Source organism: Planctomycetota bacterium (assembly GCA_035574235.1).
GTDB lineage: Bacteria > Planctomycetota > MHYJ01 > MHYJ01 > JACPRB01 > DATLZA01.
This window is the reverse complement of sequence record DATLZA010000141.1, coordinates 1-15,605: the sequence shown is the minus strand read 5'-3', so window position 1 is coordinate 15,605 and position 15,605 is coordinate 1. Positions and strand designations below refer to the sequence as shown.

The following is a 15,605-nucleotide window of genomic DNA, read 5'->3' as shown; positions in this document are numbered from 1 at the left end:
CTCCGGCGCCCGCGCGACCAGCTTCTCGAGCGCCGCGGCCAGCGCGCCGGGGGACCCGTAGCGACCGGCCGGATCCTTGGCCAGGCAGCGCAGGACGATCTCCTCGAACTCGCGCGAGATCGCCGGGTTCAGCGCCCGGGGCGGGCGCGGCGGCTCGGTGGCGTGCTTGACGAGCGTCTCCATGGGGGTGGTCCCCACGAACGGCGGCCGCTCGGTCGCCATCTCGTAGAGGACGCAGCCCAGCGAATAAAGATCGCTCCGCGGATCGGTCGACGCGCCCCCTTCGGCCTCTTCGGGCGCCGTGTAGGCCGGCGTGCAGGCCACGGCCTGCGCGTCCGTCAGAGCCGTCGGGGCGAACGCGGGGCTCCGCGCCAGGCCGAAATCGGCCAGTTTCACGGAGCCGTCGCGAAGCAGGAAGATGTTGCCGGGCTTGACGTCGCGGTGGACGATCCCTTCCCGGAAGGCCGCTTCCAGGGCCCGGGCCACTTCCGCCCCCACGCGCGCGGCCTCCCGCTCGGGAAAGGCGCCCTCCCGGGAGAGGCGCTCCTCGACGGTTTCCCCGTCGATGAGCTCCATGGCGAACCAGACGCGGCCGTCGTTTTCCCCGGCCTGGTGGATCGTGACGATGCGCGGATCGCGCAGGCGCGCCAGCGCCTGAATTTCGATCCGGAACTTTTCGAGAAAGCCGGGAGCGAGGGCCGGATCGACGCGGGCGGGATCGAAGACTTTGACGGCGACCCAGCGGTTGAGCGACCGCTGGCGGGCCTTGTAGACGGCCCCCATGCCGCCGCGACCGAGGAGCGAATCCTCGTGAACTTCGAAATCACCCCAGACGGACGGTTCCCCCATTCCCCTTTCCCCTCCCCCCCGGTCGCGCGGCCCTTCTTAGCACACGCGCGCCCGGGCGCGCAAGGATTTCGAACCTTCCCCGCAGGCCGCCCGGCGGCGGTCCGCCGGAAGGGCGAACAAAGTTGAACGTGTTTCCATAAAAAAGACTCCGGTCAGTACCGCGGCTCGGCGGTCCACGCGGAACGAGACGCCCAGCCCTCCGGAGCGCAGCGTTCCGGCTCCGGAAGCGCCCGACGGTCCGGCGACCCATCCCACCGGCGATCCGCCCAGGACCGCCTCTTCGAGGTCCTCGTCCGAGACACCGCGATGCACGAGATCCAGCCACGCCTCCTCCGAGAGCGCCCAGCGGCCGGCGCAGACGTGATCCCGGAGGAGCCGAAGGACGTGGCCGAGCGCGGGACGCGGCATCGCTCTCCTCCCGGGAAACGGAATCCACGGGAGGAGTGCGCCGAAGGCGGGAAAACTCGATGCCGAAAGCGGTCTTTCCGCCCGCGCGGTCCTTGAACCGGGCCGCCGGGGGGTTCATCGGCGGGTCTGATCCGATCCGTGAATACGCCCTTGGCGCCGTAGTGCCGGGCCAATTCCAGGACCCGCACGAAATCCTGGACCGTCGGAGGATGCCGCGCCGACGAAAAATCCTTGCGGCGTTCGGCGGGCGGTCCGGAACGAACGAAATGCAGGAACGCCGAGATCCCGACCGAGGCGGCCAGAAACTAAACCGCGGCCGGCCCCGAAAGCGCGGGCGGCGAGAAACGGCGGACCGTCTTCACGTCCAGACCCCTCCTCCCCCCCGACCCGCCGGACCGGCCGGGGGACGAGTGCGGACGCCGAGCCCCTACTCCAGCGGCTTGATCCGGATGTTCCGGAATTCGATGGGGCCGCCCTCGGACTGGAGGCAGATCTTGCCGGCGACCTCTTCGGCGCCGGTTCCCTCGTTCAGAACCTCGCCGTTGACCTTCAGGACGACCTTGCCCTTATCGACCGTGATCTCGTATTCGTTCCACTCGCCGAGAGGCTTTTCGTTCGCCTTGATCTTGAGGCGGTGCCGCGGGGTCTTGGCATCCACCCGCTCCGGCGCCGTCTCGAGCCTGGCGCCGTCGATGAGCCAGAAGTCCCCGGCATGGCCGCTCATGAGCTGGGCCTCGATCGATCGGGGCCACACCTTGTCCGGCCCGACCATGCGGAGCAGCACGCCGGAGTTGTACCCCTTCCCTTCCGGCCAGCGCCACTCGAGCTTCAGGATGAAATTCTTGTAGTCCTTCTCCGTCCGGATGTACCCGTTCGGCCGGCCCTTGCAGTGGAGGACGCCGTCCTTCACGGACCAGACGTCCTCCATCTTCATCGTGCCGTCCTGGTTGGGCCCCTTCTTTTCCAGGAAATACGTCCAGCCGGAAAGATCCTTGCCGTTGAAAAGGGGCGTAAAGCCCTCTTCTCCCGCCTGCCCCGCCGCCGCCAGCGCCGCCGCCCACGCCAGAATCCGCACCATGGCCTTCTCCTCCCCCGATCAGGGTTTCTTTTCCTCCGGGTTCTTGCCCGGTTCCTTCTTGTCTTCGGGCTTCTTCTCCTCCGGCTTTTTCCCGTCTTCCTTCGGTCCGTCCGTTTTTGGCTCGCCTTCCTTCTTCTCTTCCTTCGGCTTGACGAGCTCCTTGGGGTCCCGCCGCAGTTTCTTGAAGAGATCGTCGGAAATGACGTAGTACCACTCGGCGAAACGGTCCGTCAGCTCCTGGGCCCGCTTCTTGCCGTCGGAGACTTTGCGCTCGTATTCCTGTTTCTTGCGGTCGTACTCCTCCTTCTCCTTCTTATACTTCTCGACCTCGGGCGGATCCTGCTTCTTCTCGCCTTCCTTCTTGTCGTCCTTCTTGTCCTCGGGCTTGTATCCGGCGGGGGGCTTGGGCTCCGCGGGCGGCGGTCCCAGAAGCGACTCGTCGAACCGCGCCGTCACGAGCAGATAGCGGTTTTCCTTGCCGCCCTTTTTCTCGTCCTTCTTCTCTTCCTTTTTGTCCTCGCCGGCGCCGGCCGTGATTTCCTCCCCCTCCCCCACGATCACCTCGCCGAAGCGCAGGGTGTAGACCACGCCGTCGTCGCAGGAAACGGTGATGTCCCCCTCGTTCGAAAGGACCAGCGACTCCTCGCCCTGCGGAACGACGAAGAACCCCTTCTGCTGAAGGGACTGCAGCGACGCCATCTGCTGCGGGGTCAGGCGATCCCGGACCTTGAATTCGCCCGACGCCTTGAGGTCCTTGGTCAGGAACGGCGGCTTGGGACGCACCCCCACGATCTTGAGGTCGTCCAGCGCGTTGAGCATCTGGGAGATGGCGTCCCCGTGGGGCTCCTCGTTCTCCTTCATCCCGCTGACGGTCCAGGGCTTGGTCGAATCCTCGCGCGCCAGCGTCGTCGTCGTCCGGTCCTTGATGACGAGGATCCCGCGGGAAAGCAGCTGCTGTTCGTCGATCGAGTACCGGTCGATGATGATCCGGCGGACGGCGGACTGGGAAAGCTGGAGGAGGTCGGTCTCGATCCAGTCTTCGAACCGCGCCGAAATCTCGGCCTTCGTGCGCGTCTCGTAGACGCGCTTCTGGCCCGGAAGCCGCACGAAGCGGCGCCCCTCGCCGGCCTCCTTGCCGAAGATGAAATCGGCCAGGACCTTTCCGTCCAGGTCGCGCAGGATCACGCGCTTCCCGCGGCCGCGCGTGCCGGAGACCTTCTCGTCGGCGGGATCCACGACGCCGAAGGCCTCGTGGTCCTTGGGGTTGTCCGAACGGAACTTCTCGCGCACCAGATCGATCACCGCGGCGGCCGTCTTCACCAGGCGGTCCTTGGCGTCGGCCGGATAGTTGTGGTGCGAGGGGATGACCCACCGGCCGCCGAGGAACTGGACGTGAAACCGCCGGGGCGTGGCGGTGGATTCGTCGAACTCCACGACCTCGAGGGACGCGGCCTTGAGCGGATCCTTGAAGTCGGGGTAGAAGACCGTGCCCTGGTCGGAGAACACCTCGGCGGGCCTGTGGCGCGGCGCGGTCAGAAGCGTGAGGCCCAGAAGCGCCAGCGCGGCGCCGCCGAACGCGAGCGTCGTGCGCGTCTCCTTCATCTACACCCTCCGGGCTCCGGAAAGCCTCTGGACGAAGACCGCCAGGCAGATGAGCACGGCCGGCACGGGCGGAAGCGCCACCGCCAGGATCTTGATGCGCTTGCGGATGGCCTTGACCGCCTGCTCCTTGTCCGTGCGGCTGCGCTCGATCTCGGCGTCCTTCTCGTCTTCGATCTCCTTCTTGGCCGCCTCGAAACGGCGGTTCTCCACGTCCTCCATCTGGCGGATCATGATGTCCTTCGTGCGGGCGTCAAGATCGGTCCGCTTGCGGAGTTCCTCCACCTTTTCGTTGAGCCGCTTCTGCGCCTCGTCGAGCTTTTTCTTGGCCTGCTCCTCGGCTTCCTGAATCTTGAGGAGAAGCCTCTCCTCGTGGGCCTTGGTGAGGGCTTCCACCCGCTCCAGCGTCCGGTGGCGCCCCCGGCGCTTGCGCAGCTCCACGTAGGAGGGATCCCCCGCCAGCACGTCCACGCAGTTGAGAACGAACGTGACGTTGTCGAAGTTCAGCCCCTGGAGGCCCCGTCGCCGGAGATCGAAGAAGACGTCCGAAACGCAGTCGAGATCGGCCACGAAGACGAGCTTGATCCGGGCGGCCGGCCCGGGGGGCTGCCCCTCGGCGGAGGAGGCGGCCGGCAGCTCCCCCTCCACCCGCGCCGCCAGGCAGAGCTCCGTCCCGCCCGGCAGGTGCACGCGATCCTCGTTGAGGGTCGTCCCGAAGAAACTGCGCTCGAGAACCTGATTTCGATGGAGGATGCCGCTGCGCCGCGTGGTCTGAAGCAGCGGGATGAACTTGAGCGGCAGATCGGTCCGCCGCTGCACCTCGCCCGGGAAAATGAGCACCATCTCCTGGAGGCCCGACGTGATCGGGTCCTCGGGATTGAAGGTCTCGGGATTGGGGCTCCCCGCCCCCAGGAAGACCACCTCCCGCGGATATTCGCGGAACGGCGGATAGGGATTCCACGTGTCCCACACGAAGGCGTCCGCCTCCCAGCGAAGACCGATCTGATCGCAGAACTTGCGCATGTCGCCCTTGGGCTCCGAAGGCGGCGGCGGCGCGAAGAACATGCCTCCCCTCGCCGCCTGTTTGGGCTGATCGGGCGCCAGCCCCGGATTGAACGTCGGATACGGGTCGTCGAACAGGAGCACCGGATGGCCCTTGCGGACGTAGGCCGCCAGATGGTCCATCTGCGCCTGCGTCAGCGAGCTCGGCATCGCCACGATCAGGCAGTCGTAGGTCTCCGAAAGGGCCTGGTCGAGCGAGACCTGGACGACCTCGTACTGCTTCTTGAGCTCGGCCACGATCTGCCACTCCGGCTGGGAACGCATGCTCGTGAAATCGAACCCCCCGAACATCCGGGCATCCGTCGTGGCGATCCCGACCCTCTTGCGCTTGAGGCCCGAAACCGTGCCGATCGAGCGCACGATCTCGTACTCGGCGGAGAGCCCCCGGTGGAAGAAAGGCACCACGACCTCTTCGGTCCCGCAGGTGAAGACGAGCCCCATGAAGATCTCCCGGGTCTCGCGCTCCCCTTCCTCCACTTCGCTCACTTTCTCGGACCGGATCCCGAAGCGCTCCGCTTCCCGCGCCTCGGCGCTGTAGCGCTCCGTGTCCACGATCCGCAGATGCACCCGGTCGCCGCCCAGGGCGTCCACTTCGCGCAGCGTATCGAGCAGCGTCTTGCGGGCCTGAACGTAGCTCGGCGGCACCTCGGGGCTGACGAAGGCCTGAATCTGGACGGGCCGGCCGGGGTCGATCCTCTGGAGAACCTCGCGCGTGTGACCCGTGAGCGAATGCAGCCGCTCGCTCGTCAGATCCGCGCGCCACCCGAGCCGCCCCGAGAGCACCCCCAGGCAGACGGCCGCCGTCAGAAGCGACGCCGCGCGGGCCGCGAAATGGCCCCACGTCGCCGCGTCCGACCGGTGCCGGCGCCCCAGAAGCCGCAGATTCAGATACATGAAAAGAACCGCCACCGACGCGAAGTAGAGCACCGCCTGAAGGGAGAGCACGCCGCGCGCGAAGTCTTCGAAGGGCCGCCAGACCCCCAGGCTCTCGGCGCCCCGCCCCAGCAGCGTCCCCGCCTGCCCGAGGAACACCGGCACCGCGCAGAACACCGCCCCGAGGATGAACGCCACCGTCATGCTCGACGTCGCCAGCGACGCCGTCATCGCCACCGGCAGAAGCGCCGCTCCCAGGAAGGCGTACCCGAGATACGTCCCCAGCATCACCCCCAGGTCGGGGCGGCCCAGGAAGGCCAGGACCACGACGTGCGACAGCGAGAAAAAGAGGGCCACCCCGTAGATCCCGAGCGCCGCGAGATATTTTCCGAGAAGCACCTCCAGGTCCGTCGCCGGCAGCGTCAGCAGGAGCTCGTCCGTCCCCTGCTTGCGCTCCTCCGCCCACGAGCCCATGGCGACCGCGGGAACGAAGAAGAGAAGAAGGTAGGGGAAGAATTCGTTCAGCGTGTCCAGATTCGCGAGGTTGTTGCCGAAGAAGACGTCCCGCCAGAAGGCCACCGCCGCCGACAGCACGATGAAGACGGCGATGAAGACGTACCCGGTGGGCGACCGGAAATAGCCCTGGAAGTTGCGGCGGAAGACCGCCCCGACCACGTGCTTGCGGATCATGGCTCCCTTACGCGCGCGTCAGTTCGAAGAAGACCTCGTCCAGCGACGGCCCCCGGGCGTGCATCTCCTTGGGCGTTCCGTCGAAGACGATCCGTCCCGCGTGGATGAAAATCACGCGGTCCGCCACCGCCTCCACTTCCTGGAGGATGTGGGTCGAAAGAAGAATCGTCTTGGATTTTCCGAGCTCGCGGATCGTGCGGCGCACGTCGCGGATCTGGTTGGGATCCAGGCCGCTCGTGGGCTCGTCGAGGATCAGGACGTCCGGTTCGTGCAGGAGCGCCTGCGCCATTCCGCAGCGCTGCCGGTACCCCTTCGAAAGCTTGTAGATGGGCTTGTCGAGGACCGGCCCCAGGCCGCAGAGCGCGGTGACCGCCTCCAGGCGCTCCCGGAGTTTCGCGGGCGAAAGTCCCCGAACCTCCCCGAAGAACCGCAGGAGCATCCTCGGCGTCATGTCGAGGTAGAGCGGTCCGTTCTCCGGAAGATACCCCAGCCGCCGCGCCGCCTCGAGCCGATGGGTCGAGACGTCGAACCCCGCGATGCGGGCGGTCCCGCGCGTGGGCGCCAGAAAGCCCGTCAGGATCTTCATCGTGGTGGTCTTCCCGGCCCCGTTGGGCCCCAGGAACGCCGCCACCTGCCCGCGGGGAATGGAAAAGCTGACGTCCCGGAGAGCCACGAAGGATCCGTAGACCTTCGCCAGGCCCTCCGCCTGGATCATGAGATCCGATTCGCTCATGGCCGGATGCGTGGAAAAAGGCCGCCGCCGGGCGGCCGCATGATCATTAACACCTACGCAAAAGCGGCGCAAGCGTTTGAACCCCGAACGCTATAATCGAAAACATGCCGGCCCTCGCCGCGGCCGTCGCGATGCTCCTGGTCCAGGACCGCCCTCCGGACCGCCCCTTCGAGGGTCCGGCCGCCTTCTGCGGGTCCGAGATCCCCTGGGCCCGGTCGCTCGAGGAGGCGCGCGAACGCGCCCGCCGGACCGGACGCCCCATCGCCTGGTGGATCCCCTATGTCGAAGGATCCCCCATGGACCGCAAACTCGTCCTCGAAAAGTACCTCCAGGCCGGACCCTTCATGATGCCCCGCGTCGTGACGCTCCTCTCGGACCGCTTCGTGCCCCTGCGGCTGCCCGCCGGCCGACCGGCCCGCCGCGCCTTCGCGCTGGAACCCCTCGCCTTCCTCGAACCGGGCGTCCTTTTCCTCGACGCGGAAGGGCGCGTCCTTCACCGAGTGCAGGGACTGACGACCTTCTCCGAAGACTGGCTCGTCGCGCTCCTGGGCGCGGTGCTCGAAAAGGCGGGGCGGAAGGCGGAGCTTCCGCCTCCCCCCGCTCACCCGGCCTTCCGGGCGATCCGCGAAGGGCGTCCGGATCCCGAGCTTTTCGCGGGACTCGAGGACCCCGAGGCGCGCTACTTCCGCGGCGTGGCGCTTTTTCTCCGCGGCCGCGACGACGAAGGCCGCGCCGAGTGGCGGCGGATCCGCGAGGGGCGCTGGTCCTGGAAGGCCGCGGCGGAGCTTTCCGGCGACGGGCCCTTCGTGCGCGGCTTCGAAATCCACGAGGCGCCGCCCGAGGACGCCCTGCGGGGACTTCCTTCCGGCACGACGGCGCCGCGCCCGGAGGCGCTCGTGCCGCGGGCCCTCCGGTTCCTCCGCGGAATGCAGCGCCGCTCCGGCGGCTGGGACGATTCGAACTACACCTTCGGCGGCGCCGATTCGCTCCCCAACGTCCACATGGCGGTCACCGCCCTGGCCGCGGCGGCGCTCCGCGCCTGGGGCGATCCGGCCGACGTCCGCGAGGCGCTCGCGCGCGCCGAAGCGTTCATGAAGGACGAATCGCGCATCGCTCCCGACGACACCGACGAGATCGTCTGGGCGCACGCCTATCGGCTCTTCTATTTCGCGGAGGGCGGCGACCGGGAGCGTTCGGCGCGTCTTGCGGCCGCGCTCCTCCGCCTCCAGCGGCCCGACGGCTCGTGGGCCCACGAGTACGAGAATCCGTTCGCGACGGCGACGGCGCTTCTGGCGCTCGAGGCGGCCCGGCGCGCGGGGGCGGAGGTCCCCGAGGCCGCGTTCCGCCGCGGCGCGGAAGCCCTCGGGCGGGCGCGCGACGACCGGGGTGTCTTCTCGTACGCCTTCCCCGAACGGGGCGGGGACGTGCGGGGCGGGGCGGGACGCATGCCGCTGTGCGAACTCGCGCTGTTCCGGGCCGGGCGCTCCGACGCCGCCTCCGTGCGGGCGGCCGTGGCGACCTCGTTCGAGCACCACGAGCTTCTGGAGCGCGTGCGCAAGTACGACGATCACGCCGACGCGCACCGCAACGGCGGCTTTTTCTTCTGGTACGACCAGCACGGGCGGGCCCTGGCGGCCCGCGCGGTCGGCGACCGCGAGGCGCTTGCGCGCCAGCGGCGGATCGTCCTCGATACCCAGGAATTCGACGGCGCGTGGGTGGATTCCCACGAGCTCGGACGCGTCTACGGAACCGCCCAGGCGCTTCTGACCCTGAAGCTGTGCGGCGAGTAGGCTTCTACTCCCGGACGGCGCGCGCGAACGCCTCGAGGTCCGCGTAGTTCTGCCGCCAGGTCGTGTACATGACGCCCACGACGCCCCGGACGCCCGCCGCCGCCCGCATCCAGCGACGCACGTTCCTGGGATCGGAGTCGTAATAGCCGGCGATCACCTGGCGATGGCCCCGACCCGCGAAGAAGCGCAGAGATTCCTCGGCCTTCCCGCCGTTCCAGTTGACGATGATCACGCCCGGATCGAGCCCTTCCCAGGAACCCGTGAGATCCCCGCGGACGAGATAGTAATCCTTGTGGGCGTTGTGGTGCGGGTCGAACATGTCGTTCCACACGTAGACGTCGGCCCCCTCGAGGAGCTTCACGCACGCCCGGGCGTTGTCGGCCAGGATCGCTCCCGCGTCGAGATTCCGGCGGCGGCAGGCTTCGTCCTGGTTGAGGACGCGGATCTCGTCGTGGGACATCATGTATCCCTTGGCCCCCCAGGTCTCCCGCAGGCGGCGCGCCTCGTCGCGCAGGAGCTCGAGGGTCCTGGGCTCCGAAGGACAAATCGAAACCTGCCCGTGGTAAATGATCGCGGGGTGATGCCATGAGACGCGCAACCGGGTTCCTTCCGGAAGACCGCGCACGCGCAGCGGCACGGGCTCGTGCCAGGCCTCGTACTCGCCCTTCCAGGGACGGGCGCCCAGAAGGGGATCGGCCACGGGCTCGAAGTCCCGGCCCTCCTCGAGGACCCGCCCGTCCTCGGTCCTCACGGTGAACGGAGCGCCGGGACGGCGCAGGACGTTGACGAGCGGCGCCTCCTCGATCCTCCAGTCCTTCCACTGAAGCGTCCCGCGGGCGTCGTCCCAGACGCCGAAATAGACCGTGACGCGGTCCGCCTCCAGCGTGTTGAAGACGACATGATGCTCCGTCCAGTCCTGCGTGGGTTTCGTCTCCAGGTACTGCCACTGGAGGGATCGGCCGCCGCCGAGGGCCTTGATTTCCGGCCGGCCCGTGTAGTTCTCGGTCCGGATCTTGACGGAGACGTGGTAGGAGCGGTACGGCCGCACGGCCAGGGGAAAGGCGAAGCGGGCGTTTCCGGCGTTGTCCCGGACGGTGATCCCGTCCCCCTCGAGCCGGCACGTTTCGTCGATGAAGCCGAACTTCGGACCCAGACGCACGGGCGGGTCGGGCTCGAGCGCGGCCTGACCTCCGCGGACCACGAAGAGCGCGTCCTTCACGGGGAGCCCCTCGGCCAGGTTCGGGTCGTGCCACAGCATGCTGTTGGAGTAGCCGATGTGAAAGAGCGCCGGGACGATCTCGAGCTTGAGCTCCGCGGCGAGCTTCTTGACGCGCTCGACGTGGGCGAAGTAGCGCCGATCCATGTCCCCGAGCTTGGCGAACTTGGAATCGGCCAGGAGAACCTTCGTGTACCCCGCGCGGGCCGCGCGGCGCCAGATTTCCTCGAGCTTCTCGAGGTTCTTCTCCACCCAGAGGTTCGTGGAGTAGTACAGCCACAGCTCGGGGCGGGCCGGAGTTTCCTCCTGCGCCCGGGGCGCGGAGCCGGCGACCGAAAGCGCGGCGAAAGCGAGAACGATCCGAATCGTCATGAAGGGTTCCTCCGCTGAGAAGCGCCCGACGCGTGCCCGCTCCGAGGACGTATGTATTACGCCTTCTCCACGACGTACGGGGCCATCCGATCGTCCGATTCCTTCCGCAGGCGCACGCGCAGCCCGGAAAACCGTCCGCCGTTGGCCTGCACGAGGGGCTCGAGGCCTTCGGAAATGGACTTCGACGAAATGTAGAGGATGTGCCGGCCGCCGGGGGCCTCGACCTCCACGACCGGTGCGTATCCCCGCAGGGTCATGACGACGTAGGGCTCCGAGACGATTTCGACGGCGATCCACTCGGCGCCCACTTTCAGGTTGGGCTTGCGTTCGTTCACGCCGGGGAATCTTACCGCGGGTCCGGAAGGGGGGCCAGCCTTTTCAGGGGACCTTCTCCGTTGACCCCGCGCGAAGGCGCGACCTATAATCCCGCTTCCTCCACACGAACCGAGGCGCGCTATGGATTATTTCCGCTACGTCCGCGGCGAGCTCATGGCCGAAGAGGTCCCCGTCCGGGAACTCGCCGAACGGCACGGCACCCCGCTCTACGTCTACTCCGCGCGCACGATCCTGGAGCATTACCGCAAGCTGCGGGACGCGTTCGCCGAGGCGCCGGGCCTTCCGCGGCCGCCCCTCATCTGTTATTCCGTCAAGGCCAACTCCAACCTCTCGATCCTCAAGCTGATGAAGGACGAGGGAGCCGGGTTCGACGTCGTCTCGGGCGGAGAGCTCTTCCGCGCGCTCAAGGTCGGCGCGGATCCCGCAAAGATCGTCTTCGCCGGCGTGGGCAAGACGGACGAGGAGATCGCGCTCGCGCTCGAAAAGGGAATCCTGCTTTTCAACGTCGAAAGCGAGGAGGAGCTGGCGAACCTGGAGCACCTGGCGGGGGCGGCCGGCCGGACCGCCCAGGCGGCGTTGCGCGTGAACCCCGACGTGGATCCCCAGACGCACACCTACATCTCCACGGGCAAGAAGGAAACGAAGTTCGGCGTGGACCTGGAACGGGCCAAGAAGATCCTGGAAGGAGCCCGGTCGCTGCGGCACGTGCGCCTTTCGGGACTGCACGTCCACATCGGCAGCCAGATCACGAAGGTGGACCCTTACGTGGAGACCCTTCAGCGGATCCTGGCCTTCCTCCCCGAGTGCCGCGCCCGCGGCGCCGCGGTCGAATGGCTCGACATCGGCGGCGGCTTCGGGATCTGGTACAAGGACAAGACGGCGCGGCCGGCGCGGGAGATCGCCCAGGCGGTCGTCCCCATCCTGGCCCGCACCGGCTGCTCGATCATCCTGGAGCCCGGCCGGTTCATCGTGGGGAACGCGGGAATCCTCCTCACCCGGGTCGTCTACGTGAAGGAATCGGGGGACAAGAAATTCGTCATTTGCGACGCGGGAATGAACGATCTGGTCCGTCCTACGTTATATGGCGCCTATCACCGCATCTGGCCGGCGCGGACGGAGCCGTCCGTCTCGGGCGAGCCGCCCGACGAGGAGCAATGGCCCGGCCCGGCCGCGGTCACGGACGTCGTGGGGCCGATCTGCGAGAGCGGCGACTTTTTCGCCAAGGAACGCCGCCTCCCCCCGCTGCGGCGGGGCGACCTCGTGGCGGTCTTCTCGGCGGGGGCGTACGGCTTCGCCATGGCCTCCAACTACAACTCGCACCCCCGGCCCTGCGAAGTGCTGGTCTCGGGACGCCAGGACCGGGTGGTCACCGCGCGGGAGACCTACGAGGATCTCGTCCGCAACGAGCGGATCGTGAGCTTCCCGTAGCAAGGGGGCGTTTTTCGTTGACAGGATCTTGGGGACGGCGAGAATCAGAAGGTTCCGACACACGGGGAGAACGGATATGCTGACGCGCCTGCTGTGGGTGTCTCTGGCGGCCGCCCTGGCCCTCCCGACGGCGGCCCAGGACGAGTCCTTCGGCGACAAGATCCGGCAGCTTCTCGACGAGGGAACCCGCCTCTACAAGCAGGGCAAGTTCGACGAAGCCGCCTCCAAGTTCGAGGAGGCCTTCCAGCTCAAGCCCTCCAGCGACCAGGTCTACGCCCACCTCAAGCGCGCCGGCGAGGACCTCGTGGCGGGCATGATGAACCATGACGACCGCAAGATCCAGGAGATCGGCCGCCGCCTTTTCGAACTGGCCAAGCCCGGCGAGCCGCTGCGCCGGGGCAAGGACGTCGTCCTCAAGTACGTCGCGGACCTTCGCGAAGAGAGCTTCGCCGTCTGGCGCACCGCCTTCTGGCACCTGAAGAACGTCGGCCCCTGGGCCGTGCGCTTCCTCGTGCCGCATCTGGGAGACAAGCAGAACGACAAGTTCCGCTCCCGCGTGATTCTGCTTCTGACCGAAATGGGCGTGGACGCGTCGCTCGCCGTCGTCGAAGCCCTCGATTCCAAGGATCCCTTCCTCCGGCAGAACGCCGCGATCGTCCTGGGCAACGTGAAGGACGAGCGCGCCATTCCGGCCCTCAAGCGCGTCGTCGAAGACCCCAACGAGTCCCCCGAGGTCAAGAAGTTCGCCTCGGAGGCGCTCCACAAGATCATCCGCGCCAAGGACTTCTCCCAGTGGAAGAAGGCCACGGACTACTACTACGAGCTGGCGATGAAGTATTACTACAGCGACAGCTCGGCGATCCTGTCCTGGCAGCGCGCCTACCTCGTCTGGAAGTGGGACGCCGAAAACGACCGGCTCACCGAGCGTCCCGTGGCCCGGATGGCCTATAACGAACAGCTCGCCGAGGAGGCGCTTTACGACCTCCTCGAGCTCGACCCGAATTACGTTTCCCGCCCCAAGGGCCGCAGCGCCTGGAGCCTTCTGGCGTGCGTCCACTTCGCTCAGGCCCTTGAAGCCCGTGCGGCGGTCGAGGCGGCCGTCGAGGCGCTGAAGGTCGGCGAGATCGACAAGGCCGAACTCGTCCGCTTCATCCGCGACACGGAGGGCATGAACGACGCCGCGATCAAGCCCCTGGCGGACGAGATCGAGGCCGCCGCGTCGGCCCCGGACGTCCAGTCCGTCGTGGCCAAGTACTTCGATCGCAAGGCCAAGGTGATCCGGGCCAACGTGCTCGGGCAGCTTCCCGGCAAGCGCCATCTCTACGAGGCGCTGGCCCGGTGCCTCGAGGACGGCAACGCCCTGGTGGCCAAGGCGTGCATCGAGGCGATCCAGGAGATGGGCCGGCCCGAGGATCTGCCCGCTCCGCCGCCCCCGCCCGACGCCCCCCGGGAGACCGCCCAGGAGGCCGGCACGCCCAAGGAAGGCGCCGACGGCACGCTGGGGTACCCGCTCATCGAGGCCCTGACCCATGAAGACAAGCGCGTGCGCTACGCGGCCGCCCAGGCCATGGTCGCGCTCAACCCGCAGCGCCGCAAGCTCGGCATGGAGCTCGTCATCCCCAACCTCGTCGACGCGATCGGCGAACAGGGGGTGCGCGTGGCGCTCGTCATCTACGATGTCCAGACCGAAGAGGACCGGAACTTCCTGCTCGGGTTCCGCAAGACCCTTTCGAGCCTGGGGATCTTCCCCGTGGTCGTCTCCTCCGGGGAGGAAGGCGTCCTCAAGGCCAAGCAGTTCCCCACCGAGGACGTCATCTTCATCCAGCGCAAGATCTGCGGCCAGGTCTACTTCCGCGAGACGGCCACCAAGAAGGGAATCGTCGAGACGGTGTTCGACACGCTCCGCGACGACGTGCGCACGCGGCACATCCCGCGCGTCGTGATCGGGGACACCGCCGCCGAGGTGGAGCAGTCCCGCCGCGAGTTCCTGGAGAAGGGCACCGCCTTCGCGGTCATCGGGCGCGACGCCCACAAGCTCGACCTGCAGGCTCTTCTCGAGAAGGCCTTCGACCTGCCGGAGGCCAAGAAGGATTCCAAGGACCGCGCCGACGAAATCGCCCGCGCGGCGGCGGAGACGTTCGCCCGGATCGATCCGGCCCACACGCTGTATCCCTTCCGCGACGCCGTCGAGGCGCTGATCCGGACGGTGAGCCCCGAGATCCTGCGCGAGGATTTCATCCGCATCCCGGCGGCCCGGGCGCTCGGACGCTTCGGCGACCAGCGCGCCGTGGACGTCCTGGCCAAGGTCCTGGCCGACAAGGACGCCGACGCCGAGCGCGCCGCGCGGCAGAAGGGCGTGCGGCTGGCCTGCGCGAAGGCGCTGTCCGAGATCTTCCGGCAGACGGGCGTATCCCCTTCCAAGGAGGTCTTCGACGTCCTCATGCAGAACCTCAAGGACGGGGACTACGAGATCGAGCGGACCTGCGGAGAGGCGCTCGGCAACGCGACGCTCACCGCCGAGCAGCGCCGGGAGCTCTCCAAGTTCCGCCGGCTCCAGCGGGACGCCTACACCGCGGACGACCCGTAAGCCGTCACAGCGTGCGCAGCAGCGCCTGGAGGGCTTCCGACGCCTGGCGCAGCCGCGCGTGAAGCCGGAGCGCCATCGCCTGGAGGAAGGCGGCCGACGCGCCGGGGCGCTGCGCCAGGAAACGGCGGAGCTCGCCCGCGTCCCACGAAAGAACGCGCGTTTCCGGCACCACCGCCGCCGCCGCCGTCGCCGCGCGCGGCGCCCCGTCAAGCGCCGACGTCTCCCCGAACGCCTCCCCGCGCTCCAGCCGCGCCACGGGCGTCGGACGGTCCACTCCCGGCGCCGAGCGCGTCACCTCGACCACGCCGGAAAGGACCACGTAGACGCGATCCCCCGGATCGCGCTCGCGGAAGATCGTCTGACCCTTGCGGAAGACCTCTTCCCGCCCGAACGCCGCCAGCGCCTCCGCGTCCGGCGCCGCGAGCCCCGCGAAGAGATCCACCGACGTGAGAAATTCCTTCGTGACCACCGGAGCCTGCCCTCCCCTGAGCGCGCTTTCATTTTACCTCACGCCTCGGCCCGCGAACAGCCGGAAACCCGTTGACCGCGCGCCGCAGGCGGGCCTATAATCGCCGAACATGCCG

General features: G+C 68.0%; 12 protein-coding genes. 3 read left to right on the top strand and 9 right to left on the bottom strand.

Annotated elements, in window-relative coordinates:
- The 6 genes from VNO22_12905 to VNO22_12880 all read right to left on the bottom strand — a co-directional run.
- On the bottom strand, positions 1-849 hold an 849-nt coding region (locus VNO22_12905; GenBank protein HXG62274.1), incomplete at its 3' end, for a serine/threonine-protein kinase.
- Positions 850-885: 36 nt separating this feature from the next.
- Positions 886-1,257, bottom strand: coding sequence for a hypothetical protein (locus VNO22_12900; GenBank protein ID HXG62273.1), 372 nt, complete (start codon positions 1,255-1,257; stop codon positions 886-888).
- A gap of 427 nt (positions 1,258-1,684) precedes the next feature.
- Positions 1,685-2,335, bottom strand: a complete 651-nt coding sequence (locus VNO22_12895) for a DUF1080 domain-containing protein (protein HXG62272.1) — start codon at positions 2,333-2,335, stop codon at positions 1,685-1,687.
- An 18-nt stretch (positions 2,336-2,353) separates the two neighbouring features.
- On the bottom strand, positions 2,354-3,937 hold the full coding sequence (locus VNO22_12890) for a DUF4340 domain-containing protein (protein ID HXG62271.1): 1,584 nt from the start codon (positions 3,935-3,937) through the stop codon (positions 2,354-2,356).
- The gene (locus VNO22_12885; GenBank protein HXG62270.1) at positions 3,938-6,559 is read right to left on the bottom strand and encodes a Gldg family protein; all 2,622 of its coding nucleotides are present in this window, start codon (positions 6,557-6,559) and stop codon (positions 3,938-3,940) included.
- Positions 6,560-6,566: 7 nt separating this feature from the next.
- Positions 6,567-7,292, bottom strand: a complete 726-nt coding sequence (locus VNO22_12880) for an ATP-binding cassette domain-containing protein (protein ID HXG62269.1) — start codon at positions 7,290-7,292, stop codon at positions 6,567-6,569.
- Positions 7,293-7,396: 104 nt separating this feature from the next.
- On the opposite strand from VNO22_12880, the gene VNO22_12875 reads away from it, so the two are divergent.
- On the top strand, positions 7,397-9,082 hold the full coding sequence (locus VNO22_12875; GenBank protein HXG62268.1) for a hypothetical protein: 1,686 nt from the start codon (positions 7,397-7,399) through the stop codon (positions 9,080-9,082).
- 4 nt (positions 9,083-9,086) lie between these two features.
- Here the strand turns inward: VNO22_12875 and VNO22_12870 are convergent, their stop codons facing one another.
- Positions 9,087-10,670, bottom strand: coding sequence for a hypothetical protein (locus tag VNO22_12870; GenBank protein HXG62267.1), 1,584 nt, complete (start codon positions 10,668-10,670; stop codon positions 9,087-9,089).
- A 56-nt stretch (positions 10,671-10,726) separates the two neighbouring features.
- Positions 10,727-11,005, bottom strand: coding sequence for a hypothetical protein (locus VNO22_12865; protein HXG62266.1), 279 nt, complete (start codon positions 11,003-11,005; stop codon positions 10,727-10,729).
- Between the two features lie 121 nt (positions 11,006-11,126).
- Between VNO22_12865 and lysA the strand changes: the two genes are divergently transcribed.
- Together lysA and VNO22_12855 are read left to right on the top strand one after the other, a co-directional pair.
- A complete protein-coding gene (lysA, locus tag VNO22_12860) occupies positions 11,127-12,434 on the top strand; it encodes a diaminopimelate decarboxylase (GenBank protein ID HXG62265.1) in 1,308 nt (435 codons plus the stop codon).
- Between the two features lie 76 nt (positions 12,435-12,510).
- Positions 12,511-15,021, top strand: a complete 2,511-nt coding sequence (locus tag VNO22_12855) for a HEAT repeat domain-containing protein (GenBank protein HXG62264.1) — start codon at positions 12,511-12,513, stop codon at positions 15,019-15,021.
- 4 nt (positions 15,022-15,025) lie between these two features.
- Here the strand turns inward: VNO22_12855 and VNO22_12850 are convergent, their stop codons facing one another.
- Complete coding sequence (locus VNO22_12850; protein ID HXG62263.1) at positions 15,026-15,490, bottom strand: cyclic nucleotide-binding domain-containing protein; 465 nt, start codon at positions 15,488-15,490, stop codon at positions 15,026-15,028.
- Positions 15,491-15,605 lie beyond the last annotated feature (115 nt).